20 protein-coding genes, 1 rRNA gene and 2 riboswitches are annotated in these 24,678 nt (G+C 40.2%); all 21 genes read right to left on the bottom strand.

Annotation, left to right across the window (positions count from 1 at the left end; all coding sequences use genetic code 11):
* A 16S ribosomal RNA gene (locus L634_RS0113050) occupies positions 1 to 223 on the bottom strand; the annotation flags it as partial.
* Between the two features lie 394 nt (positions 224 to 617).
* Positions 618 to 2,678 (bottom strand): glucose-specific PTS transporter subunit IIBC, encoded by a 2,061-nt coding sequence (gene ptsG / locus L634_RS0113045; RefSeq protein ID WP_026582834.1) that lies wholly within the window; start codon positions 2,676 to 2,678, stop codon positions 618 to 620.
* Positions 2,679 to 2,876: 198 nt separating this feature from the next.
* Positions 2,877 to 3,719 carry a glucose PTS transporter transcription antiterminator GlcT gene (gene glcT / locus L634_RS0113040; protein ID WP_026582833.1) on the bottom strand — a complete coding sequence of 281 codons (843 nt, stop codon included), beginning with the start codon at positions 3,717 to 3,719 and terminating at the stop codon, positions 2,877 to 2,879.
* A gap of 131 nt (positions 3,720 to 3,850) precedes the next feature.
* Positions 3,851 to 5,179, bottom strand: a complete 1,329-nt coding sequence (locus tag L634_RS0113035; RefSeq protein WP_026582832.1) for an NCS2 family permease — start codon at positions 5,177 to 5,179, stop codon at positions 3,851 to 3,853.
* Positions 5,180 to 5,310: 131 nt separating this feature from the next.
* Positions 5,311 to 5,412: riboswitch (purine riboswitch) on the bottom strand.
* An 84-nt stretch (positions 5,413 to 5,496) separates the two neighbouring features.
* Positions 5,497 to 7,017, bottom strand: coding sequence for a glutamine-hydrolyzing GMP synthase (gene guaA / locus L634_RS0113030; protein WP_198029766.1), 1,521 nt, complete (start codon positions 7,015 to 7,017; stop codon positions 5,497 to 5,499).
* Between the two features lie 191 nt (positions 7,018 to 7,208).
* A riboswitch (purine riboswitch) is annotated at positions 7,209 to 7,310 on the bottom strand.
* Between the two features lie 68 nt (positions 7,311 to 7,378).
* Positions 7,379 to 9,577, bottom strand: a complete 2,199-nt coding sequence (locus L634_RS0113025) for a DUF4129 domain-containing transglutaminase family protein (protein ID WP_026582830.1) — start codon at positions 9,575 to 9,577, stop codon at positions 7,379 to 7,381.
* Positions 9,574 to 10,791, bottom strand: coding sequence for a DUF58 domain-containing protein (locus L634_RS0113020; RefSeq protein ID WP_026582829.1), 1,218 nt, complete (start codon positions 10,789 to 10,791; stop codon positions 9,574 to 9,576). The genes L634_RS0113025 and L634_RS0113020 overlap by 4 nt, the downstream gene beginning before the upstream one ends.
* 1 nt (position 10,792) lies before the next feature.
* Positions 10,793 to 11,749, bottom strand: a complete 957-nt coding sequence (locus L634_RS0113015; RefSeq protein WP_026582828.1) for an AAA family ATPase — start codon at positions 11,747 to 11,749, stop codon at positions 10,793 to 10,795.
* Positions 11,750 to 12,123: 374 nt separating this feature from the next.
* The gene (locus tag L634_RS0113010; protein WP_051428323.1) at positions 12,124 to 13,587 is read right to left on the bottom strand and encodes an esterase/lipase family protein; all 1,464 of its coding nucleotides are present in this window, start codon (positions 13,585 to 13,587) and stop codon (positions 12,124 to 12,126) included.
* A 271-nt stretch (positions 13,588 to 13,858) separates the two neighbouring features.
* Positions 13,859 to 15,559: a transglutaminase-like domain-containing protein gene (locus tag L634_RS0113005; protein WP_026582826.1), complete on the bottom strand. Its 1,701-nt coding sequence runs from the start codon at positions 15,557 to 15,559 to the stop codon at positions 13,859 to 13,861.
* Positions 15,560 to 15,904: 345 nt separating this feature from the next.
* Positions 15,905 to 16,099 (bottom strand): hypothetical protein, encoded by a 195-nt coding sequence (locus L634_RS0113000; protein ID WP_026582825.1) that lies wholly within the window; start codon positions 16,097 to 16,099, stop codon positions 15,905 to 15,907.
* Between the two features lie 17 nt (positions 16,100 to 16,116).
* Entirely contained in the window at positions 16,117 to 17,523 is a 1,407-nt protein-coding gene (locus tag L634_RS0112995; RefSeq protein WP_026582824.1) for a vWA domain-containing protein, read from the bottom strand.
* A 215-nt stretch (positions 17,524 to 17,738) separates the two neighbouring features.
* Entirely contained in the window at positions 17,739 to 18,596 is an 858-nt protein-coding gene (locus L634_RS0112985; RefSeq protein WP_026582823.1) for a hypothetical protein, read from the bottom strand.
* A gap of 18 nt (positions 18,597 to 18,614) precedes the next feature.
* A complete protein-coding gene (locus L634_RS0112980; RefSeq protein WP_026582822.1) occupies positions 18,615 to 18,815 on the bottom strand; it encodes a hypothetical protein in 201 nt (66 codons plus the stop codon).
* 109 nt (positions 18,816 to 18,924) lie between these two features.
* Positions 18,925 to 19,548, bottom strand: coding sequence for a hypothetical protein (locus tag L634_RS0112970; RefSeq protein ID WP_026582821.1), 624 nt, complete (start codon positions 19,546 to 19,548; stop codon positions 18,925 to 18,927).
* 16 nt (positions 19,549 to 19,564) lie between these two features.
* A complete protein-coding gene (locus L634_RS31095; RefSeq protein ID WP_034262646.1) occupies positions 19,565 to 19,966 on the bottom strand; it encodes a TadE/TadG family type IV pilus assembly protein in 402 nt (133 codons plus the stop codon).
* Positions 19,967 to 19,970: 4 nt separating this feature from the next.
* The gene (locus tag L634_RS0112960; protein WP_026582820.1) at positions 19,971 to 20,699 is read right to left on the bottom strand and encodes a hypothetical protein; all 729 of its coding nucleotides are present in this window, start codon (positions 20,697 to 20,699) and stop codon (positions 19,971 to 19,973) included.
* A gap of 20 nt (positions 20,700 to 20,719) precedes the next feature.
* Positions 20,720 to 21,544, bottom strand: a complete 825-nt coding sequence (locus L634_RS0112955) for a hypothetical protein (protein WP_026582819.1) — start codon at positions 21,542 to 21,544, stop codon at positions 20,720 to 20,722.
* A gap of 3 nt (positions 21,545 to 21,547) precedes the next feature.
* The gene (locus tag L634_RS0112950; RefSeq protein WP_026582818.1) at positions 21,548 to 22,834 is read right to left on the bottom strand and encodes a hypothetical protein; all 1,287 of its coding nucleotides are present in this window, start codon (positions 22,832 to 22,834) and stop codon (positions 21,548 to 21,550) included.
* Between the two features lie 79 nt (positions 22,835 to 22,913).
* Positions 22,914 to 24,314: a VWA domain-containing protein gene (locus tag L634_RS0112945; RefSeq protein ID WP_026582817.1), complete on the bottom strand. Its 1,401-nt coding sequence runs from the start codon at positions 24,312 to 24,314 to the stop codon at positions 22,914 to 22,916.
* Between the two features lie 81 nt (positions 24,315 to 24,395).
* Positions 24,396 to 24,629 (bottom strand): Flp family type IVb pilin, encoded by a 234-nt coding sequence (locus L634_RS0112940; RefSeq protein ID WP_026582816.1) that lies wholly within the window; start codon positions 24,627 to 24,629, stop codon positions 24,396 to 24,398.
* Between the last annotated feature and the right edge of the window lie 49 nt (positions 24,630 to 24,678).

Raw genomic sequence — 24,678 nt, 5'->3', positions numbered from 1 at the left:
AGCCGAAACCATCTTTCAGCTTTCCCTCATGTGAGAAAAAGAATTATCCGGTATTAGCCCCGGTTTCCCGGAGTTATCCCAGTCTTACAGGCAGGTTGCCCACGTGTTACTCACCCGTCCGCCGCTGACGGTCTGGGAGCAAGCTCCCATCCGTCCGCTCGACTTGCATGTATTAGGCACGCCGCCAGCGTTCGTCCTGAGCCAGGATCAAACTCTCCATATAAGAGTTGATTAAGCTCACTTACACACGGATGTGTTGGCGTCGATGTTGCCACAGGACGTGGCGTACTTAATCGACGATCCGCTGTTGTCTTTTCAAAAAAGACTAAAGAATTAACGTTGACGTTTTTGTTCGTTCAGTTTTCAAAGATCAATCCGTCGCTCAAAAGCAACTATATTAATATATCATTCACACATCACTCTGTCAACAAATTTTTAAAACTTTTTTCAAAATCGTTAACGTCTCAAGCGACTGTTTTAATATAATAACATCCATATGCCCAAATAGTCAACAAAATATACATAAGAATTTAATGGTTATTTTAACTATATAAGATTATTTCAGAACAAAAAAGAAACCAGCACAAATCACGGCTGGTTTCTTCCTATTATATATCCTACTGTTTAGAGATCATAATAATGTCTTTATCTTTCAAGTCTACAGCACCTGGCTTATTAATTTTTACAGTTTCTCCTTGCTCAAGGTTCGTGAATACAATTGGAGTAATTTTTGAAGTAGCATTTTTCTCGATATAATCGAGATCCACTTTTAATAATGGCTGCCCCGCTTCAACACGGTCGTTTTCAGCTACCAGCGTTTCAAACCCTTGGCCTTTTAGGTTAACTGTATCAATACCTACATGAATTAGTATCTCACGGCCAGAATCCGAAAGTATGCCAATTGCATGCTTTGTCGGGAACATGTTAACGATTTTTCCATCAACTGGAGAAACAACCGTCCCCTCCTCTGGTACAATCGCAAATCCATCACCCATCATTTTTCCTGAGAATACCGCGTCAGGAACTTCTGTGATTGGTTTGATTTCACCTTTGATCGGTGCAACGAATAAATCTTCCTTATGTTCAGTTTGAAGCGCTTCAGGATTTACTTCTTCAATTTGCTGTTCAACTCCGCCTTCAGGAGCCTTTTCAACAACACGCGGCCTTTTTCCGCTCATAATATCTTTCATTTGACCTTTAATTGTTTCAGATCTTGGCCCAAAAATCGCCTGGATGTTATTTCCGACTTCAAGTACACCAGAAGCCCCCAATTTCTTTAGACGGTCTTTGTCTACACTGCTGATGTCATTTACTGATACACGAAGACGAGTAATACAAGCGTCAAGATGAGAAATGTTTTCTTGTCCGCCCATCGCTTCAAGAACTTCGTATGGAAGGTCTCCTCCTTTTCCAGAAGCAGTTTCCTCTTCGTCTTCAACCTCTTCACGGCCAGGAGTCATCAGATTGAATTTCCGTATCGCAAATCTGAAGCCGAAGTAATAAATAACCGCAAATACAAGACCAACCGGAATAACAATCCATGCATTTGTCTGAGGATTGATTAAACCGAATAAAACATAGTCAATTAATCCTCCAGAGAATGTCATACCAATTTTAACATCTAAAAGGTGCATGGTCATGAAAGAAAGACCAGCAAAAACTGCGTGAACTGCAAATAGTACAGGCGCAACAAATAAGAATGAGAACTCAAGCGGTTCTGTAATACCTGTTAAGAATGAAGTTAATGCAGCAGATGCCATAAGGCCGCCGACTACTACTTTCTTTTCAGGTCGTGCTTCATGATAAATCGCTAATGCTGCCGCTGGAAGACCAAACATCATGAACGGGAATTTACCGGTCATGAAGGTACCAGCTGTCAGATCTTGAACATTGTCGCTAATCTGCGCCATGAAGATACGCTGGTCACCGCGCACAGTCTCTCCTGCACTTGTTACATATTGGCCAAACTCATACCAGAATGGTGAATAGAAAATGTGATGTAATCCAAATGGAATCAGTGAACGTTCAATTAAACCAAAGATAAATGCTGATAAAGTTAAGTTAGCATGTACCATGTTTTGAGAGAATGCATTAAGCCCTTCCTGGATTGGCGGCCAGATTACAAGCATAAGCAATCCAAGGACTACTGATGTTGCAGCTGTAATAATTGGAACGAACCGTTTTCCTGCAAAGAACCCTAAATAAGATGGCAGTTCGATTTCATAAAATCTGTTATATAAACCTGCCGCGATAATACCTACGATAATACCGCCGAATACCCCTGTTTGCAGAGTAGGGATTCCCAAGATATTCGCATAGTTAAGCCCATTTACATCTTCTGCAGTAATCCCTGCAGCCGTACCCATTGTGACATTCATGATTAAATAACCGATGATGGCAGCAAGTGCAGCTACACCTTCACCGCCAGCCAAACCTACAGCTACACCAACTGCGAATAGGACAGGCAGGTTGGCAAATACTATGTCCCCTGCTTTTTGCATTACCTGGGCGACGATTTCTACCCCTCCATTATCGAGGAAAGGCGCCAATTCAAGCAATGCCGGATTTTGCAGCGCAGCACCTAAAGCAAGCAAGATACCCGCTGCAGGTAAAAGCGCCACTGGAAGCATTAAAGCTTTTCCGACTTTTTGCAGGACGCCGAATACTTTTTTAAACATAAGTTAACCCCCTAGTATTTTTTACTCATTAAGCGTTTTCATTTCATTCGCAAGCATTAAATGCAAATAAAAAAGGCATGAGGAAAAAAGGATAGAACTTAGGCATATATAAGGGTATCTTTCCCTAATTGCCTAAATTCCATTACCTTTCTTCACTCATGCCTGATCGAATCAGTAACACGTAAAGATAAATAAAGACTAATTTATTTTCTTTTGAAGCCTCTGCAAATGCATGGTCAAATATACCGCTTCTGCATTATAGACTGGTTTTTTTAATGTTTGCTGCATTACCTTAATGAGCTTCCATGAGAGATTGTAGCATACCGGATATTCTTCTTTCAAGAGGGAAGTTATTTTTTCCGGTTCCTCCACTACCTCACCTTTGTTAACGCGCTCAATCGTAAAACGGATATGACGGACGAGCCTCATATAATCTATGCTATCTTTATCAATTTCTATATCAAGCTGATCTTCAATCATGTTAACGAGATGAGTTACAAGCTGAGAATGCTGATTAACCTCAGATAAGTTGCGGTTCATCACGGCACTATGAACATGCAGGGCTATAAAACCAACTTCTCCCTCAGGCAAATAAATGCCCGTTCGTTCTCCGATAACGCTTACAACCTCCTGGGCTATTTCATACTCAAAGGGATATAAGGCCTTGGTTTCAATAAGGAACGGGTTTTTCATTTCCATTCCCTTTTTTAAGCGGGTGATAGCAAACATCAAGTGATCCGTCAAAGCAACGTGAATATGTTCATTAAGCATTGAGTTTGACCTTTGTTTAATCAATTCAATAGAGGAGATGATTGCTTCTAACAATTCATTATCGACAAAAGGCATTAGCTTAATATAATTTTCCTGTTCTTTTTCATTTTTTAACACAAAAAGCTTTTCAACCAGTGCAGAGTCAATCTGCTGACCAGGCTTCCGGTTAAAACCTATACCCTTCCCAATAAGAACCACTTCTCCAAATGACTCATGACTGCCGATTAGGACATTATTATTAAGTACCTTTTTTACCTTATATTCTCCCATACTTTTCTCCCCGCTCATTAAACAAATGTACTCTCATGGTATTAAAGCCTGCCCGGGAAGTCAACGGATTAGATGAAATATTTGCAGAATAAAAAGAGACCCGCTGCTTAAGCGGATCCCCAGGCAAGTTTTTATTTTAAGAAAATAAAGTACAGGATAAAGATCACAAACAGCACGTACATAACCGGATGGATCTCTTTGGTGCGTCCTTTTACAATCATTGTAATTGGATAGAAAATGAATCCGACTGCAATTCCTGTAGCAATGCTGTAGGACAGCGGCATAACAATGATCGTAAGGAAAGCCGGAACAGCAATTTCGAACTTATTCCAGTCAATCTTCCCTAATGAAGCTACCATCAATACACCTACAATAATTAATGCCGGGGCTGTCACAGCTGAAGTAATGACTTCCAATAGCGGGAAAAAGAATAGTGATAATAGGAACAGCCCTGCTGTTACAATTGAAGCAAAGCCAGTTCTTGCACCCGCAGCAACACCAGATGATGACTCAATAAATGAAGTTGTGGTTGATGTTCCAAACACCGCACCTACTACAGTTGCAGCAGAATCGGCGAACAATGCTTTTCCTGCCCGCGGCAATTTATTGTCTTTCATTAAGCCAGCCTGATTCGCTACGCCTACTAATGTTCCGGCTGTATCAAAGAAATCAACGAATAAAAATGTTAACACAACTACCAGCATGCTTGTTGAAAAGAATGAAGGATCTCCATAAGCCTCAAATGCCGCCCCAAAGGTTGGAGCCACACTTGGAATGGAATCCACAACCTTTCCTGGGACATCAATCAATCCTGCGATCATCCCTGCGATGGTTGTAATCACCATACCGATGAAAATTCCGCCATTAACTCCTTTTGTCATTAATATAACTGTTACGGCAATACCAAAGATGGCCAGCAGAACATTCCCGTCAGTAAAATCGCCTAAGCCAACTAAGACGGCATCATTATTCACAATAAGCCCGGCACTCTGGGCACCAACGAATGTAATAAATAGACCGATCCCGGCACTGACAGCATATTTTAATTCTGCAGGTATCGAATTGATAATTTTTTCGCGTAGACCAGTCAGAGTTAATAAGATAAAAATGATCCCTGAAATTAAGACTCCGCCTAAAGCATGCTGCCACGGAATTCCCATGGTTAAAACGACTGTATAAGCAAAGAATGCATTTAAGCCCATGCCCGGAGCAAGTGCGATTGGGTATTTGGCTAAAAGCCCCATGAGCAATGAACCTATCGCTGCAGCTACAGCAGTAGCTACAAATACAGCACCATAATCCATTCTCATCGCATCAGGCAGATCCGGTATATCCATTAACGATAGGGTTATCGGATTAACTACTAAAATATATGCCATGGCTAAAAACGTTGTAAGACCGCCGATAAATTCACGGCGATAGTTTGTTCCAAGCTCTTCAAACTGGAAGTATTTCTTCATTCCTTTTCCCCCTATAAGGTTGTCTATATTTTTCCAATAAAAAAACTCCGGCAGAGTACCGGAGCTTTGACAACAGGGCTCGTGCACGATTAGGGATTAATAAGGAAGCTATAATGGCTAAAACCATTCCCTAAAAGCTGCACTTACCTCGTAGTCAAGCTATTTACGGTAGCTCGGTAGAAACTTTCGGGCCATATTCCCAAGATTATACGACGTAATACGACATATTTAATTCTTCTTTATATTAACACCTCAAAAAGTCCCAGTCAACAGAAAAAGCGAACATTAAATGTCCGCTTTTTCCCAATGTTCGTATTTTATTCCCACTCAATTGTGGCTGGCGGCTTGCTTGTAATATCATACACCACTCTGTTAATGTGAGACACTTCGTTAACTATTCGGGTAGAGATTACTTCAAGCACATCCCAAGGAATACGGGCCCAGTCTGAAGTCATTCCATCAATGGATGTAACTGCACGAATCCCGATTGTATAATCATATGTGCGTGCGTCACCCATCACACCAACACTGCGGATGTCAGGAAGAACAGTAAAATACTGCCAAATATCCCGGTCCAACCCAGCTTTTTTAATTTCTTCGCGCAAAATTGCATCGGACTCGCGCACGATTTCCAGTTTTTCCTCAGAAATTTCTCCAAGTACACGGATGCCTAAGCCAGGCCCTGGGAATGGCTGTCTCCATACAATCTCATCCGGAATGCCAAGTTCCGTTCCAAGTGCGCGAACTTCATCCTTAAATAATGTGTTCAGCGGCTCGATTAGCTTGAACTGCATATCTTCAGGCAGCCCGCCTACGTTGTGATGAGATTTAATCGTTTGCGCAGTAGCCGTACCGCTTTCAATAATATCTGTATAAAGCGTTCCCTGAGCAAGGAATTCGATGCCTTCAAGCTTTGCAGCTTCATCATCAAAAACATAGATGAATTCGTTGCCGATAATTTTGCGTTTTTGTTCCGGGTCGCTGACACCTTTAAGTTTATTCAGGAAACGCTCTTGTGCATCCACTTTAATAACATTCATATTGAAGCCATCAGCAAATGTCTTCATGACGCCTTCTGCTTCATCTTTCCTTAGTAAGCCATGGTCCACAAAGATACAAGTCAGCTGATCCCCAATTGCTTTATGGATAAGAACAGCTACGACAGAAGAATCAACACCGCCGCTTAATGCGCAAAGTACTTTTTTGTCGCCCACTTCCTGGCGAATTTTCTCCATTTCAATTTCAATGAAGTTTTCCATGGACCAATCGCCAGTACAGCCGCAAACGCCAAATACAAAGTTTTTCAGCATATCATTTCCGTAGACAGAATGGCGGACTTCCGGGTGGAACTGAACAGCATATAAACCGCGCTCTTCATTGCTCATGGCAGCAATCGGGCAAGAAGGATTAGTACCATCTACAGTAAAGCCAGCTGGCGCTTCCACTACAAGATCTCCATGGCTCATCCAAACAGTCTGTTCTTTTGGAAGGTCTGCAAATAATTTTGATTCATTTTCAACCTTGAGGACTGCTTTTCCGTATTCACGATGCTTGGCAGGTTCCACTTTTCCGTCGAAATGCATTGTCATCAGCTGCATTCCATAGCAAATGCCGAAAATCGGCAAGCCCAGTTCAAAAATTTCTTCATCGCAGCGGAAAGCATTTTCCCCGTAGACACTGTTAGGGCCGCCAGAGAAGATGATGCCCTTTGGATTCATCTCTTTAATCTCCGCAGCTGTAATCGTATGCGGATGAAGCTCACTGTATACGCCCAATTCGCGGATTCTTCGCGTAATTAACTGATTGTACTGGCTTCCAAAATCCAGCACTACGATCATCTCTTGATTTTGAAGTTCTGTTTTCCCCGTCACGCTGTTCACCTCATTAATTTATTATCTTGCTTTTATTCTTCTCTTCTGCGAAAAAAATATCTAGGAAAAATTAATTCTTTGCACGCCTGCATATAAAAAACCGGAACTCTATCTCCACAAAAAAAGTGAAGGCAGAATTCCGGTTTTTACCTATAGTAAAAAGCATATTCTGCCTTCATAGTCAGATCATTTACGGTGATCCGGTAGAGACTTTCGAACCATATTATCGAGGATATATGAAGGTTGCATCATATTGTTGTTATAACGGCAAAATCCGAACGATGCCGTTGTCTTATTTGCCTATTGTAACAACATGCTTAATTTTTGGTCAAGCTATTGTCTTTTTAATTAAATTTTCCCACAATTCCTTTGTCTCGCTCCAGCTTCCTTCTTTAAGGACGCCCTTGTAAACGAGCTCTTCATAGCGCGCGGTCAAATGGCTCATTTCCTTTGTCGAAAAGAAGCTGTCTACATATTTGGCATACTCTCTTAAAGTCTGCCTATTCTTTCTTTTTAGACCGTAACGATCCAGCTCTTTTAAAAGAATCAAATATGCTTGAGGAAAGTGTTCATCCTTCTTTGTCTGTTTAAAGCGCCATAAGAAATAATGCGGCAGCCAGCGGCCGCGTTTCCGATAAAGCACAGCAGCCAGAATAGCTGCGGCCAGAATGATTATGGCAAAGGCAATCCAATGCTTCGCAGCAAAAGCTTTTAATGAATCCCACAGCTCTTTGACAGAAAATGAAGATTCTTGTGCAGTTGTCTCCTCAGGCTTTTCCGGCTTCACTGGAGTTTCCGTCTCTTTCGGCTCTTCAATTTCCGGCTGGCTAGCATTTTGACTAGCATTATCAAAATTGAATTGCACGTTATTGCTAAAACCCTGGGTCGGCTCAAACGGAACCCAGCCGATTTCAGGAAAATAAATCTCTACCCATGAATGGGCATTGTTATTTGTGACCTCAAATAAACGAAGGCCAGATCCAGGAGACTGCTTGAATTCTCCCTCTGTATAGCCCTTCACCCACCTTGCCGGCATACCAATTGCTCTGGCCATGACCACCATGGAAGTGGAGAAATTATCGCAATATCCCCGTTTTGTATCAAATAAAAACTGGTCAACATAATCTTCATCTTCATCGGGAATAGCCACATCTGTCTGGTCATAGGTATATTCTGCTCTATGGAAATACCTTTCAAGTTCTCTGGCTTTTTCAAACCAATCAGGTTTATCCTGAGTGATTTCAAGCGCCAGCTCCCTAACTCTTTCGGGTAAATCTTCAGGAAGCTGTGTATAGCGTGACATGAATTCCCCAGTAAGGGCCGCAGCTTTCGTCTCCGCCTCCTTCATAGCCGTTACACTATATTTCGGTATCTGGAAGCTCAGCTCATATTGGTCCAGCGCCATTGGGCGGCCGCCATCCAAAGTACGGATTTTTTCTGTAGCCGATTCAAGCTCAAACGTAATAAAAGGCGGGGCATCAATACTTTTAATACCTAGCGGATAAACCACATGCGGATAATTCATAAATGTATATACCTTGCTTGTTTCTTCGGTTGTTTCGATCGCCTCATTATCAATAAACGAAGAGACCGGAATGTCCTCTCCCATTTCAAATGGGACAAATTCTTCCTCAGGCTGTGAGGTGACCCATCCTTTGCCTGTATAAGTATCTTTGGTTTCCACCTTCCAGTAATGGCGCGATTCCACTTCAGACCTGAATACCACCTGATTGTCCCCGACAAATGGCCCACCAAGACGTGAATCATCTTCGCCATAACCGATCTTCTGGATCCCGGGGCCATCTTCCCCACTGTTTTGCCCGTACGATTTAATAAACGGAACGGGATCCGGCCAAATTGGCTCTGCCTTGGGTGCGGCATACCCCAAACCGGTACTGACTGCTATTAGAACGGCAAGAGGAACCATCCATCTGCGCGATAGGGAGCCCTCTTTGCTAATCCCCTCCTTATCAAGAAGGCGGTAAAAAGTCAGGATGCCCATGACAGCAAAGCCCGCAGCCACTGTTCTGACAATTGCTCCATCTGCTATATAAGGAGTAAATGTATCCAGAACAGTTATATAGACGAGTGTCATAAAAAAGAAGATAAAAATCCGTTTGCGGTTAATGAGCCAGTATTGAATTAAATAAGTCATCAGCCAAAGCAGAATAAAGAAGAGCAGAGTTCTGAAAAGGTTCGTCATGCTCGTCCAATCTCTTTCAGCCATTAACCCGAAATTATATCCCAGGTCCTCCAGGAACGGAGTTATCCATGAAGTTTGAAAGAAAGAGCCCTCAAAATATAGGTAATGCAGCTCATAGATAATGTAAAGCACCTTTATAAACCCGCTTAATATAGTGCTGACACCGAAAAAAGCAAGCATCAGCGATAACACAAGAAACATTAGAAAAACGGTTATATTCGAAGTTTCAGTCAATTCTTTAAGGGGTCTCAGCCATTCCCATAACAGCAAAAAGCCCAGTCCATATAAAAGAAAGGTGGCAACATCTTTTTTATGAGACTTCATCCCTTGCTCACCCCCGAAAATGCTTCTGAAAATTGCCCGTTCTGAACCATGATGACCCTTCCCCCCCGGGCGCTGGCTAATGCCGATAGCGCAATCTCCTCCTGCGCAGGGGATTCGTGTTCTGCTTTTATTAAAAAAATGGTAACGGCACCTTTCTTAGAGGAAAAAAACCCCGTTTTTTCAATTAGCGCCTTTGACAATTGCGATGTAATGATCATAAGCTGGATATTTTGCTGCAAGAGAAAATTTTCAGCCTCCAGTACCCGTTCAACTGTAACAGAGGAGTCATCCTTTATTTTTGCCAGATGATAAAAAAGCTGCAGCTGCTGTCCTTCTCCCCCCCTGATTGGAAAAACAGTCCGATCTGCTGCAGATGACAGGAAGCCCACCTGAGCTCCTTTGCGGAGGATTGCTCTTACAATCGTTGCGGTAAAAGAAACGATAGCTTCAAAGCGGCTGTCAGGCGCACAATCCATAAGGATATATACATCATGGGATTGTCTTTGTTCAAACTCTTTTGTCATAATATCATTGCGCTTAGCAGTTGCTTTCCAGTTAATCCAGGAAAATCTGTCTCCCGGCTGATACTCCCTTATCCCAATGGCCATGGAAGTATCCCTCTGCACCCGCTCTTTTGAAGCAGTCATCCCCTGATCATAATGATGTGCCAAAGGCTTATAGATAATGTCCTCATAGGCAGGATAGACAATCATTCGGCTTTCAGCCTGAACATGCGTTTCTTTCTCAATTAAACCAAGGGGATCACCGGTGCTGATCCGTATGGACTTGAAAAAATATTCTCCCCTTGGCAAACGATCTATTTGATATTGAAGCGAGATTTCCTTTTGAAACCCGGGAAACAGAAACCGTTTCGCCTTTTTGCCCTGTTTCGAATAAAGGAGCTGGTCGCTTGCCACATCCTCAATGACCAGGTATAAAAGCGGAATGGCCGTCTTCCTTTCTATCTTCAAGCTGATAACGGCATTCTCACCTGCATTGAACTCCGTTTTGGGCAGCTGCCGCTCCACCTGAAAGTCATTCAAGGAGTATAAGGATAAAGCAAGTGCATACAAAGCAAATGGAAGAAAACTGTAAAATAAAAACCAGCTAACAAACCCTCCCTGAAACATGGCATAAGAAAAGGTGAGGAGAATGAGAACAAATAAGACAATTAGTTTCCATACACCTTTTAAGGCATTATACACCCTGTTCATCTTACTTCACTAACCTTTGAACAGGGACTGGAACTCTGGCAATTACTCGTTCTACCACTTCCTCCGCTGTAATGCCTTCAAACTTCGCCTCCGATTTTAAAATGATTCGGTGGACAAACACGGCAGGCGCCAAATACTGGATGTCATCCGGAATCACATAATCACGTCCATACATAAATGCATATGCCTGGGCAGCTTTCATTAAAGCAATCGAACCGCGCGGACTTGCCCCCAAATATACGCTGCTGTGTGTTCTTGTCCGATTGGCAATATCTACGATGTAGCGCTTAATTGTATCATCAACATGGACTTCCTTAATTTCTTGCTGAAGCCCGCGAAGTTCAGCCAAATCAATAACAGGCTCCAGTTCTTCAATCGGCGGAATCCGCTGAGCGCGATTTAGCACTTCCATTTCTTCCGCAATCTCGGGATAGCCCATTTTCATTTTTAATAAGAAACGGTCGAGCTGAGCTTCCGGAAGGGGATATGTCCCCTCATATTCAATCGGGTTCTGCGTCGCCATAACAAAAAATGGCTTTTCAAGTCGGTGCGTCACTCCATCAATCGTGACGCTGCTTTCTTCCATTCCCTCAAGAAGAGCAGATTGCGTTTTTGGAGAGGTTCTATTAATTTCGTCGGCTAAAATGATATTTCCCATAATTGGGCCTGGCCTGAACTGAAATTCCATTTCTTTTGGATTATAGATGGAAACACCTGTTACATCAGATGGAAGCAAGTCGGGTGTAAATTGGATACGTTTAAATTGCGCCCCCACTGACTTTGCCAGTGCACGCACCATCATCGTTTTTCCGACACCTGGTACATCCTCCAGCAATACATGGCCTTCAGCAAGAAGCGCCACCAGGCTTAGCTCTGCTACATCTCGCTTGCCAATCATCACTCTCTCAATATTCTCCAATACCCTTTCAATCGCAGGGTGCATATTTTCCCGATTCATTGAAACCTCCCCTTATCGATCTCATGCAGTGTCGCATTTATTTTTTTATCTATTAAATTGCTCCTAACCATTTATATATTCGATGCTTCCTCTCAAAGTCCTGTGTTCTATCGAGATGTTTCTCTTTTTGAAAAATTTGGAATACTACTATTAACGGATTAAACTAGTAAAAGGTTTCATAGATTTTAAATGAATCTTGTTTACATTGAACTGATCCAATGGAAAAACCATACCAAAACTCTTCTTAAATAAAGGCATTTTCGAGGAGTCAAGTCTCCTTCGCTACAATCAACTTAGTTGGTTACCCTTAGTTAGCCGCCTACAAACTTTACGAAAACAGCCAAAAAAAGACTGCTTCTCAGCAGCCCCGCGAATTAATTATGCCGTTTTCCTTTCTTATCTACATAAAAAGACTCAATGATTGTTCTTTCATAAGGTTTCCCCTTTGAGGTTAGCCCCTGTACGTCTGTAGTTACATTGTACACGCCTTCCTTTCTTAAATCACCATCTGACATTAGGCCATTTTTTTCTCCCATAGCCTTTTTTTGCAGCTTCTTGCCTGAAGGATCAAACCCGAAGTAAGTCCATTTTGTTTTAAAGGCTTTATGGCTATTCATTATGCCAGCCTTGCCTTGGATTTCATCATTTAACGGACTGTCAATAGTGACCGTGTAAAGGTATGAGGCATTTCCTGGCCCTTTTAATGACCATTTTCCTGCTTCAGGAGCATTGATTTCAAACTGATGGACCCATGCTCCTTTAAAGAATTCAGCTTCTTCTTTATAGGCTTTTTTTGTCTTGTATTCCTGTCCGTCCGGACCGGACAATTTCAAGGTGGACAGATTCTTATCACTTAAGAAGGACACTGTCATGGATTTAACATCTTCTTCAATGGTAAATTGGTCGCTTACCGACATTCCAGCCTTGCCGCCTTTGACAATGGAATTTACAGCCGGCTGGCTTAATGGGGCTTCCACGCTTGCGGAAGCCAGCATTGCAGCAGGCTGGGCAGCTGTTGTATATGGCCTAAACACCTGAAATGTATAGGACCCTTCCCGGATGGTTGTATGATTCCAGCTGCCTTCCTGAACAATAGAAGCTCCAGGCAGGCGGGAATTAACCGCTGTTACAACGCCATCGCTTTTACCGTATTGGCTTAAGTATAAGCCTCCCCAATAGGTAGCGCTTCCAAACGAGCCCCATTTTGTACCGCCAAGCGTATAATAATTGTTCTTAGCGGCATTTGAATGGTTATCCGTTATACTTCGAAAATATTGCATATTGCCTGTCTGAAGGGATTCTGTAGCTTCATTGTTGTTTCCAAGGAGAGCAGCAAGCCACCAGGCGGCACTGCTATGCGCGAGATCTGCAAGCTGGGTTCCATGATGGGGGGAGGATAGTGAAATGACATTAGACACGTATTGATGGGCTCCGTAATGAACAAGCGCTGATTGGGCATCTACTCCGCCTTTGCTATAGCCGATGACCACAAGCTTTTTCCCGCCGAAATGATGATATATTTCCTCGAGTTTTTCAGCAAGCAATGCGCCATTTGCCCACATATCCCGATCATGATGAAGATCGATGAAGGCCGTTTCATAGCCATTCGCCAAAGCTACTTCATACATATCATTTCCTTCATGCCAGACAGCTGATGAATTGTTATACCCATGGACAAATACAAGAGGAGATTTGGCTGGATCAATGAAGGACGGTGTTTCTCCTGTATACCAATAACCCGGAGTTCCCCTGTCATCACCGCCAAAACCGCCTGCCCTAACAAAACCAGGAAAAAGAAGCATCATACAAAACACAACTCCCGCCATTTGTTTTATCAAGCATTTCCCTCCTTAAGGAAAATCCGGACATTAAAGCCCAGTCAGCATAATTTTATAATTTTCAGAAAATATCCGAAAGGGTATTTGGATTTATTTAATCGTTTTTCCACCTAATTGGTAAAATGAAGCCTGACTACTCAGGACCATCAGGCAGCGGCTCTGGCGGAGGAGCATTTTAACAAAGAGAAAGTGCCGCTTCAATCATTGGCACTTTCTCTTTGTTTTGCTTAAATGTCTGTTATTCATTTATGGGAACACCCTGTAGCTAAAATTAATACGAAATCCCTTTTCGATTATGAGTTTTTTCAAATTCATTCTGATCGGGATCAAAGTATTTCTCATTAAAAGCAGCTACAAATTTATCATCTTTTATGTAGCCTGCTCCCCATGTTGGATCCATAGTCAGCCAGTTTCCTTCCACTTTCACTTCCACCCATGCATGATTCTGAGGCCAGAAACCGCCGAAAGCAGTGCCTTCTACAAAACGGGCTTCCATATCGCTGGCCCGCAGGAGAGCAATGGCAAGATAGGCGTAATCCTGGCAGACACCAGTCTTGGAATCCAGCGTTTTCAGTGCGCTATCATCCCAGCTGAAATTATCTGTTTCCAGCTTTTCCACATCATACGAAACGTTTTTTGCGACGTAATCATAGATCGCTTTCGCTTTATCCCTGTCCCCGGCTATCCCGCCTGTCAGCTCATCAGCCAGCTCTTTAATTTGAGGGGCATCTGATTGGACGCCTCTTGAAGGCAGCAGGTCCCGCTTATCTTCACCTTCAGACTCCACTTCAAACTTGGCAAACCCATAATACCGGAAATAATCACTGTTCTTTTCTTTAATTTCCGGAACACTTAATGTAACTTCATACGTACCAGGGCCAAACCTCAAGTAAAAAGAATCATCAAAAGTGAAATCTTCTACAGGGATGACATCGAGCGCCTCGTCCTCTCCCTTTTTAGTCGTGATATAGATGTGTGTGGTTTCAGGGCCAAACTCCGCCTTCGGATCAATTTTTCCTTTAACAGAAAAAGTGCCATCTGACTCTTCACCGCCGTATTGCGGATACTCCAGCGTTACTCCGCGTTCTTCATACGTTTTGGAGAATTCAATCGGGCTCATTATTCTATCAGACTCATTATCTATTAAAAGCGTTGTGGCGGTCTGATAATAATTATCACGTTCTTTATCTGGTACCAATATCTCGAGCTGATGAAGGCCTTTCCCGTAAAATAAAGGAACTTCATAAGAGAACTTTCCATTTTTGACCGGGATCACATGCTTCCACATTTCACTATCCTTGTTCAATTTGAGCATAATTGAATCACTTTCCGTCAGGTTCCCAGCTTCACCTTCCAGGGTGAAAACTTCTTTCCCTTTCACATAACTGGATTTCAAATCCAAAGCCAGCTCTGCTTCCTGGCCAAACGGAGTAAAGGTTACGTCACGTTCCGTATCCGGATTGACATTGTGGACAGTGAATGAGGCAAGATCATAATAATAATTCCCGCTATCCGTACTTGGAAGCTGTATGCTTACTTTGTACTCGCCTTCCCCATTGAAAAAGCGGATGTCCTGCTTAAATTTCCCTTCCTTGATTTGTGTGTAATATTCAAGGTCGTTTCCTGCCGGTCCATCCCCAGTAGAACGAACCTTGATCCAGGCATAGTCAGACTTTAACGCTGAATATTTCTCAACCTTCCCTTCAATAACCACCTTGCCATTCGCAGCAAACTCCTTATATTCAGGGTTTGTTAAAGCTGCCCCGACTTCCTCGCTATAAGAAGTCAGCTCCAGAGGCTCAAGTACCAGTTCCTTGTTTTTTTCTTTAGCCAGCTTTTCAAATTTATTTTCTTCCTTCTTCTCCGCTTTGGCCTCGGCACTGCTTGGATCCGGATCGCTGCATGCGGAAAGGAGCAGCAAGCTGCTAATTAAACATACAAAAACGATAACAAAAGGATTTTTACGCACCATGTTACCCCCCTAATTAGCCTTCTCTTACAGATTATAAAAAAATCACTGTTTCCTTATTCCTTTTACGTCTTTTGCTTTATTATTGTTCCTGGGTCTTATGTCCCCTTTTTTATAAAAAGAAATGCTATATAGCTATACTTTATTAAAAATAAAATTTAACCTTCGATGGCTTTTTTTATAGAGCAGTGGATGCAAAGGTTATAAATAACCCTATCCCATATGTAAAGCTGGAAAAACATTTGAAGCTCCTGAAGGGAAATCAGCGGGCAAATTAACCAAATACGGAGAATCCACTCACTTATAAAACCCTTAAATAAATGATAAATCGATATTTTCACTTTTAATTTACATTTCACTATATTTCTTGTTGATTTCTTCTTTTACACTCTCAAAGTTTTTATTAGCTAAACTTCTTAAGTCTTCCCTGATTTGTTTGTTCATATCCATACCTTTGCTAAACCGTTCACTTGTTTTATCAGATAAAAGCTTGAAAGCTTCCCTGCTAATATGGCCTTCATCTCTTAATACTCTTAAAGGCAATGATTAGCCCACTTTAATTACTGGGTACTTTGCTGATATCTCTCCTCCAAAGTCTTTAAAGCTTCTGCATAACTTTTTTCATTTAAATCTTTGAGCTCTTGATCAAACTTCTCGATTTCCTCAAGAATCCAATCGTGATACTGATTGTTTTTTTGTTCAAGGTACTGATAGGATTTTTTGTCCATTAAACCCTTTTGCCAAAGTTGGGACATTATAAGGTTCATTTTCGTTTTTTCATTTATCGCTTTTGATTCTTCTTTTGTAATATAGACAAAGATATCTATGCTGTTGTTCACTTTTTTATAGTCAAGGCTTTGAATCCCTTGCTCTTTCCATTTCTCCCACGTTTCTGCCAGGTCATTAAGCTTTGAAAGTTCTTCATTAAGCTGGCTGCCGTCAGATACCTGTGCATACAAACCTTCAGTCGTATCAGCGATTCTCTTTAATTGGTTTTGACCTTCGCTATCAACATCAAAACCTATCACATTAATAATAGGAGCAATATTAGAATCGTATAATTGTTTTGCTGCCTTGACAGGGTCATCATCACATGTTGAAACCCCATCACTTACTAAATAAACGATGTTCGTATTACTTTCACCGTCATAGTTTGCCAAATCTTTTTTTGCTTCATTTATTGCAAGCTCAATAGGAGTCCATCCGCTTGGAGCTATTTTATTTAAAGCAGATTGAAAGCTGGACTCATCATAAGCTGATATAGGATACATCATTTCACTGCTGCTGCAGGATAATGTTTTATCCTTATCAGAACCGGTCCCTTTATGTCCGTAAACCCTGATACCGACATTGGCTTCTTTCGGCAGCGATTGAACAAATTTTGAAATTGATTCTTTTGCTGCATCCATTTTTATTTTTCCATTGACCTTGCCAGCCATACTGCCTGATGCATCCAGTAGAATTTCAACATTTAAATTCTCTTTAAATTGATATCTTGTATTTTCCATTTCCGGATCACCAATCGTCTGGAATCTCAACTGCCTAATGGCTTCCTCGGGTCCTCTAAAATCTTGCTGCATTTTAACCAATAATTCCTGATAAAAATAATCCAGCTCCTCATAGGTCGGGCTATTTGAGATATCAGGAAGATCCTTAAAAGTTTCAAACATCCTCTTCAAGTCCTTTTCATTCAACATGAAGGTAAAATCATGCTGTTCTCCAACTGGTCTGGAAGCAAGCTCTTCATATGTAGAAGGAAGTGGGTCAACCTTGACCTCTGAACCGCTCTCTTTTTCAGCTTGGCTTTCTTTATCCTTCTTTAAAACTTCTTGATTTGTATCTTGCTGAGAGGTTTCTGATGGTTTAGCAGAATCTTTATCTGCTTTATTTTGAGTATCCTGATTACAGCCAGCAAGAATAAGGGAAACATAAAGGAAAACAACTATTAATAATTTCGATCTTCTCATTTTTCACTCACCTTATAAAGTAAAATAAAAGCAGTCAAACACAAATAAACTTTGGCCTTTAATGATTAATCAATTAGGCAGTTATCATTACAGCCGCAATCCTAAAAAAAGCCATAAGCTGGCACTCGCATCTTATGACTTTAAATATAGCTTTATTGAGTTCACCGCTGGCGGGACAGGAATCGCCTTCCGTTTGTTAAAAACATTTGTGATGTTTATTTTGGATTTCTTAGTTTAACGACCATATTTTCTTCAAAATATATTAGTCCCTCTCGATCAAATTTTTCTTCAAGGGATTCTTTCAGTCTTGTCTGGTCAATAAGTACTTTATTTCCTTTATCATCCTGCTCAAATTCCCGCATGGACTTTTCCAAAGCTCCTTGATTGGACTGTTTTGCTGCTATCAGCAAAGTCTTGATCATTTTTCGATCCTTTGCGGGTATCTGCCCTTCCAGATGATCAAGAGAATCAACTACTATATCATAATCCTTAATAAGTGATCTTTCCCTTATTCCGTAGTTATACATTAATTCTCTATAACTGTTAAACGTACTTCTTACCTTTTCCAAGAACTTCTGATCAAAATAACCTTTTTCCTTTTTAGTTTCTTTCTGGTAATCTGCCAAAGTATAATAAATGTCATTTAACACTTTAGGATTTTCAAGTGTGATATTGGTTTCCTTAATTATTCGATCAGCCGAGGCCGCTGCGTCTGCTGAAGGAAGGCTGTTAAACACTCCCCGATGTTTCGTTAATAGCTTTACTCTTTCCTGAAAAGGAGACATATTTTTCTTCAATTGAGGAAGGATATCTGAAATCGCCTGAGACATCAAAGTATTGAAATTAACCATTAATCTAAAGATATCCTTTGCTTGCTTATAAGGGATCACTTTTCCATCACGATTTAATATAAGATATCCGCTTATCCCTTTCATTTTCGAGAGATACTGATTTAGAAAATAATACTCCGAACCGTCATAATAAGCATAATCCCACATGTCCCATTTCTCGAAAAACTTCTTATAGCTTTTTATGGTTTCAATTTGTTTCGGTGTTGGTTTTGTATTAATCATTGATATTCACCACCTGCTTCAGCCTCTCAGGTCTATCCTAATCTTGGTCAAATGATTCTTTCTGATGACCGGAAGAGCAAAGCCAACAACGATTGCCGTTAATGGAATACCTTCATCTGAAAAAATCCATTCTGCTACTGAAACAGGAACGTAAATGAAGTAAAAGAATATCATGATAAATAAATAAAATCGCTTCCAGTTCTTCTCTTTCTTAGACATCCTAGCACCTCTTACTGCTTAATGATTCCTACCGGTATTGCTTCAGCTGCTGCTGAAACTCTTCTTCGTGGATAAAATCCAGCATATAAAAAACTCAACTGCTGCAAGCTTATTCTCCAAGTGTTTTGTTTGACCAAGAGAGTTTCTCTATAAATGGAATAGATGGACCTTTCCCTGTCTGTGAGAGATCCTTTATCAAACTATCAAATAAGTTACCACTAGACTTGAATGTCGCCTTTCCTTCTACCACAATTCTCTCCTGGGAATCAAATAGTTGTACCTTAAAGCCTGTACTCTTTCCCCCGTTTTGAGAAATAACATTACTTACTACAGCTGAAATTTCATTTGTACTATCACTTAATCCATCCATGATATAGCTTTTAAGCTTTTCATTCCCACTCAGTTCTTGCTTTAATACTGTATTAACAGCGACATGTAGAGCTTGGTTTTCATTTAGCGTATTATTAGACAGCATCAAATTTGATTGCTCATCTTTAATTTTCTTTTCAACTGATTTCCCTTCAAGCAAACCTTCACCAATGCCAATTAAAGATTCATCATAATCCCTAACAGCCATTAAAACATAGTCGTAAACAACATCTGTGGCAGCAATACTAGCCTGTTCTGCACCTATGGAGGCTGTTTCCTTTACGGCATAAGCTTTAATTAAATTGACTCCCATTACTAATAAGACACCCGAAAGAAGCATTACCCAGATAATTAAGATAGTCATATGACCCCTTTGATTTCTAATTAAAGACACTATTCATCACCCGGCTGCTTGCTTTCTGTGTAACATTTAAAGAATTTATTGATTTCCACTGATCTGGTACAAAGAGCAGATCTACTTTTACTGTGATTGTTGCTTCAAAATTTCCTTCTGAGTCCTCGGATTTCGAGAGATTTGAAAAGCTTACCGAGCTGCTATTTCCGACCACTTTCATAGCAGCTGCTTTGGCTTCTTCAAATGTATCTCCTGCAGCATAAACCTTTGCCGCTTCATTTACTGCGGATTGGGCTGTAACTACCCCGTAGCCAAGGGCAAATCCTTGAAAAATTAAGAGCATAAACATAAAAAAGAAGGGAAGCACTCCAATAAACTCCAAACTTATAGAACCCTTTTGATCTTTTAAAATATGTTTTATTTTCATACTTTCACCCTCTTCTCAGAGCAATTCTTGCTCCCCCTGCGTCAAAATTCGTTTTCGGAGCATATAGAACACCTAACCATTCGTTGCTTAAAGAAGTTAACAAAATTACAAAAAAAGGAAAAATAAGAAGGTTTAATAACATCTGACTCAATACAATCGCAAGGTAGCTTTGGGTAAACAGGGAAACCCCGTACATGAGTCCTACCCCAATACCAAGTTCAACTACTGTCATAATTAGAAGAATAAGGAAAAGCGGGAGAAATTTCTTTTTGGTGAGCTTGATTGAAGTCTTCCACGCTTTTGTGATTTTTTGGTTGCGAATCACTGTAATATATGGCGATAAATAGAGAAATAATAGCACCAAGACACCTGGAATGATAAAAAGAATAGAACCTGCATAAAAAAGCAGCACATACACAATTCCGAAAACGAAAACTTGGAAACCATATTGTATAAAAGCTATGTAACTGCTTTTCAGACGTTTTTCTTCGCCGTCTATCTCTGCTAAAGTAAATCGAATAAAAGGAATCTGACAAATCGAAAGAAAGAGTATTGTAAAGAAGGTGTTGGTTAGATCACCGAATATCGGTGCACCATACGAGTTTCCAATGTAATAGCAAATAGACACAATATAATTATGAAAAATAAGGAAAGGGAGCATGATTGTAACTCCCAATAGTAAAATAGATTCTATGTTTCTTACATAAATGTTCAAAGCACTTTTTGCATGCATACTATTTCACCCAATCTAGGCTAATTTCGGATAATAGGGATAATTTTTTCCTTGTACATGACTTCCCCTTCGAGTACTTTTAATCTCCTAAATTCCTTTATTCCTTCTTCAGATAAAGGAATAGAATAAACGTCCCCTATATAGGATTCTATCAATGTATCCATTGACTCTTTTAAGATTTTTCGCTTTTTTTCATCCGCAAACTTCCATAAAAAATTGATTAACTTTTTATCTGAACTGTGCCTTTCAAGACTACTAATAATGACTGGAACAGTTTTAAGGTTGAGCCATTGGATCATTCCTTGTCTAAATAATATTTCTTGACTCTCTAAAAATAAATCATAAGCATATTGGAAATCAGTGACTGTAAGCTTTTTTCTAATCTTTGTAATTTCATTATGAAATTTCTCCAACAATCTATAGATTTCTTTTAATCTAGACTGGCCCTCTAACATTTCCTCTGCCATTCTTTCGAATAATTCTATTTCTTTTTGCGGATAATCATCTTGACTTCGATTTAGATAATTATAAATAGAATCTATCGTTGTGTTTAAAAAAGTAACAGGCCTTTCCTTAATTTTCATAAGGTCATTAGCTGCATACAACATAATATTGTTATAACTATTCACTATGAAAATAACCTTAATAGCCAACTCTTTATCTGGAACATTTCCGTTCACATGAACGACCATGTTCCCTGTGCCTTTCCCTAATAAGCTTAGAAATACAATGAATTGATATTCATTTTGATTATACTCAGTAATATATGGATATACTTCTATTCTTTCATTCCATTTTTTCTGATTCTTTATGAAGTCTTTAGTATCTGCTGTTAAATTTGTCATTTATTAACCTCCAAAAAAAGTCTTTTTAGTCCAATCCCACGCCCCTTTTGCAGCATCTTTCACTGCTTTAACAGGCTTAGAATCCAATATTTTACTTACTGTTTTACTTTTTCTGAGGAACGATGAAATATTATTTCTATATTTATAAATAGTACTTCCTAGCCACATTGCTCCACCTACAACAACTAGACCAGCACCAATGACCTGTCCTCCTGGAATGGCAGCAGCAACAACTCCTGCATTCATCAATGTTTCACCAGTAGCACCAAAAAATTCACCCATTGCTTGATTACGTTCAGCATCTGTTTCCGCATTATATGCAGCATACCATTTCGTACCTGCTTCTATTCCTGAAGTGACTGCTCCTACTGCAGCTACACCTGCATTTAATTTTGAAACTGGTTGAAAGGCAGTGCTAGCAAAGCTTGCACTTCTACCTGTAGCTGCTGCAATTTTACCTGCTGAGAATTTACCAAGTGCATATGCACTTTGTGCAGACATGACACCTTTCTCACCGACATCATACAAATCGGCTGTCCATTCAATACTAGTGCCCTTAACTGCCATTTTATAGCCGCCAGTAAGTAGTCCCGCTTTAAATCCAACAGTTGTATTTATTAAATGCCTGTTAAATGCCGCTGAATTGGGGTCCATTTCTCTCAAAGCCGCATCCATTGTTCCTGCATACACAACGGTTGTTCCAGCTACATCATTAATGACATATTTGGCGGCATCGAGTCCTGATATTCCCTCGTTTTCCGATGATTCCTCTGGTTTCCCATTACCTCCAGGATTTAATGCAGAGTTATTTGCTATTGGAGAGTTTGGATTAAAGGGATTCTGATTTCCGGGAAGATTGCCTAACGATGGATTACCAGGTAAATAAGGCGAATTTGGGTTTACTGGAGTAAAGGTTCCGTCTGGCTGTGGAAGCAAAACGGTGCCATCTGGAAGTTGTATTGGCAGTACCGGGCCTACATTACCGTTTAACCCGCTTCCACCATTCCCTGTCGATGGATTTGAGGTATTCCCTTGCTGCCCTGGGGTAAATGGACTGACTTCTAAATTAAAAGGATCTACCTCTAAATTAAAAGGTGTCACTTCATTCATTTCATATGGACCTACATCTAAATCAAATCCCTCAACGTCTAAGTTGAAGCCTTCTACATTAAGGTTAAAGCCATCTACTTCATTGGCTAAGGCGATAAAAGGAAAAAAGTGAAAAGAAACTATTAATGATGCTAATAATCCGGCTGCCATTCCCCTCCATTTTTTTATCAGACGATTCATTGTTTCTCCCCTATTCGTTTTTGATAAACGAGGATGCTACTCATATAGGTTTTAGCATCCTCCTGTCATTTCGTAATATCTAAGTGCCACTATTCTCTTTAAACTTTTCATCAATTTGTTTTTGCATTTCTTCGTATGTCTGATTATTTAGCTGGTTAAGTTCTTTTTCGAGATCTTGAAATTGTTTAATTACTTCATCTCTTCGTTCTTCCATTTTGCTTAAAATGTATTCATAAGCTTCACCTGTTAATGCACCTGTTTCATCTCTTAAATATAGGATAGCGTCTTGATAATTCTGATATTCTTTGAAACTTTTATCAGACCAATCATTTGTAATTTCTAACACCATAATACCGCGTTCATAACTGGTGGTTATCGCATCGCTATCGGACTTAATTTTCCAATTCTGCCATTTTTCTGCGATTTCTTTTGCTCGGTTAAACTCTTCTTCTAATCCCGCTTGATCATAAACATTTGTATAGATTCCATCTGCAGCGTCAGCAGCAGCTTGAAGCTGTTTTTGACCATCTGCATCTACATCAAAGCCAATGATGTTGACGATTGGTGATACATCTGATTCCTTCAGCTTTTTAGCGGCTTGAACCGGGTTTCCACCGCAAGTCTCGATTCCATCACTTACGAGAAACACGATGTTTGTATTGTCCTTCACAGGATATTTAGATAAATCCTTTAGCGCATGCTCAAGTGAATCAGCTACAGGTGTCCACCCTGCAGGCTTAATTTGATTTAATGCATTATCAAATTCAGCTTGCATATAGGGACTAAAAGAGTATATTAGTTCATTACTGCTGCAAGATAATTGTTTATCACTGTCAGATCCGCTTCCTTTATGTCCATAAACTCGCAGACCCACGTTGGTATTTTCAGGTAATGAAGAGGTAAACTCTTTAATCGCTGCTTTAGCTAGTTGCATTTTGGATTGTCCATCAACCAGTGCAGCCATACTGCCACTCGCATCAAGTATGATTTCTACATTTAGATTGTCTTTCAGCTGGTATCTTGGATCAGTTATTTCAGGACTTCCAAATGACATGACCTTCATCTGTTCGAACACATATTTAGGATCTTTATAATCTGGAGCAAAAAGCTGCACCCACCTTCTCCAATATGCATCTAACACCTCTTGATCTGCCTTCCCATTTAATTTAGGAAGTTTATCTAACTCTTTTGTGATTTCTTTTTTATTATTATCGAAAGAATATTTAGAAAGTGGCCCTGCTGGATATGATACGTTTTCTTCAAGCGTTGCAGGTACAGGTGGCGCCTCCTTTAGTTCAGGAAACTTTGAAAGAATATCCTCTTCAGCATTTTCTTTCTTTTTGTCATCAGATTCCGCAGATTGTTTAGATACAGGTTCACTTTTGTCCTTCTTCTCTGTAGATGTACCTTCGTCACTTTGGCAAGCCGAAAGTAATAGTACCAATATTGCAAAGATGAAATATGTAAATTTTTTTGACACTTAAAGCACTCCTTATTTAAGGAATCGTAAACTCTAAAAGATAAAGGTGAGAACTGACTGCCCTCACCTATTAAAAAACTATTAGCTGCCAATCATCGTTTGGATTTTTTTAAATATACTCGAAACCATGCCGCTGACTCCAGCACCAGAAGAACTTACAGCTGTAGATAATAAAGTTACGATTGTAATAATAACAGCAGCTACACCAATCCACTCTAAAGCTTGGGAACCTCTTTCATTTTTTACAAATCTTCCAATACCTTTCTCAAAAGCATTACCTGATTTTACATATAACTTTGTGCATAGGTTTTTCATATTGTTTCCTCCTTGAGTTTTAATTAATTTTTTATATTAGCCTCCTAAA

Source organism: Bacillus sp. J33 (genome assembly GCF_000518885.1).
Lineage (GTDB): Bacteria > Bacillota > Bacilli > Bacillales > Cytobacillaceae > Cytobacillus.
The sequence above is the reverse complement of the archived record's forward strand: the minus strand, read 5'-3'. Positions and strand labels throughout refer to the sequence as shown.

Coding starts and splice junctions, on each gene's coding strand:
- ptsG (WP_026582834.1), bottom strand. CDS start 2,678: ATGTTTAAAAAAGTATTCGGCGTCCTGCAAAAAGTCGGAAAAGCTTTA.
- L634_RS31095 (WP_034262646.1), bottom strand. CDS start 19,966: ATGAAAATAAAACATATTTTAAAAGATCAAAAGGGTTCTATAAGTTTG.
- L634_RS0113035 (WP_026582832.1), bottom strand. CDS start 5,179: ATGAAGAAATACTTCCAGTTTGAAGAGCTTGGAACAAACTATCGCCGT.
- L634_RS0112960 (WP_026582820.1), bottom strand. CDS start 20,699: ATGCATGCAAAAAGTGCTTTGAACATTTATGTAAGAAACATAGAATCT.
- L634_RS0113005 (WP_026582826.1), bottom strand. CDS start 15,559: ATGGTGCGTAAAAATCCTTTTGTTATCGTTTTTGTATGTTTAATTAGC.
- L634_RS0112970 (WP_026582821.1), bottom strand. CDS start 19,548: ATGACTATCTTAATTATCTGGGTAATGCTTCTTTCGGGTGTCTTATTA.
- L634_RS0113015 (WP_026582828.1), bottom strand. CDS start 11,749: ATGAATCGGGAAAATATGCACCCTGCGATTGAAAGGGTATTGGAGAAT.
- L634_RS0112985 (WP_026582823.1), bottom strand. CDS start 18,596: ATGATTAATACAAAACCAACACCGAAACAAATTGAAACCATAAAAAGC.
- L634_RS0112955 (WP_026582819.1), bottom strand. CDS start 21,544: ATGACAAATTTAACAGCAGATACTAAAGACTTCATAAAGAATCAGAAA.
- L634_RS0113020 (WP_026582829.1), bottom strand. CDS start 10,791: ATGAACAGGGTGTATAATGCCTTAAAAGGTGTATGGAAACTAATTGTC.
- guaA (WP_198029766.1), bottom strand. CDS start 7,017: ATGATCGTAGTGCTGGATTTTGGAAGCCAGTACAATCAGTTAATTACG.
- L634_RS0112950 (WP_026582818.1), bottom strand. CDS start 22,834: ATGAATCGTCTGATAAAAAAATGGAGGGGAATGGCAGCCGGATTATTA.
- glcT (WP_026582833.1), bottom strand. CDS start 3,719: ATGGGAGAATATAAGGTAAAAAAGGTACTTAATAATAATGTCCTAATC.
- L634_RS0112980 (WP_026582822.1), bottom strand. CDS start 18,815: ATGTCTAAGAAAGAGAAGAACTGGAAGCGATTTTATTTATTTATCATG.
- L634_RS0112940 (WP_026582816.1), bottom strand. CDS start 24,629: ATGAAAAACCTATGCACAAAGTTATATGTAAAATCAGGTAATGCTTTT.
- L634_RS0113025 (WP_026582830.1), bottom strand. CDS start 9,577: ATGAAGTCTCATAAAAAAGATGTTGCCACCTTTCTTTTATATGGACTG.
- L634_RS0112995 (WP_026582824.1), bottom strand. CDS start 17,523: ATGAGAAGATCGAAATTATTAATAGTTGTTTTCCTTTATGTTTCCCTT.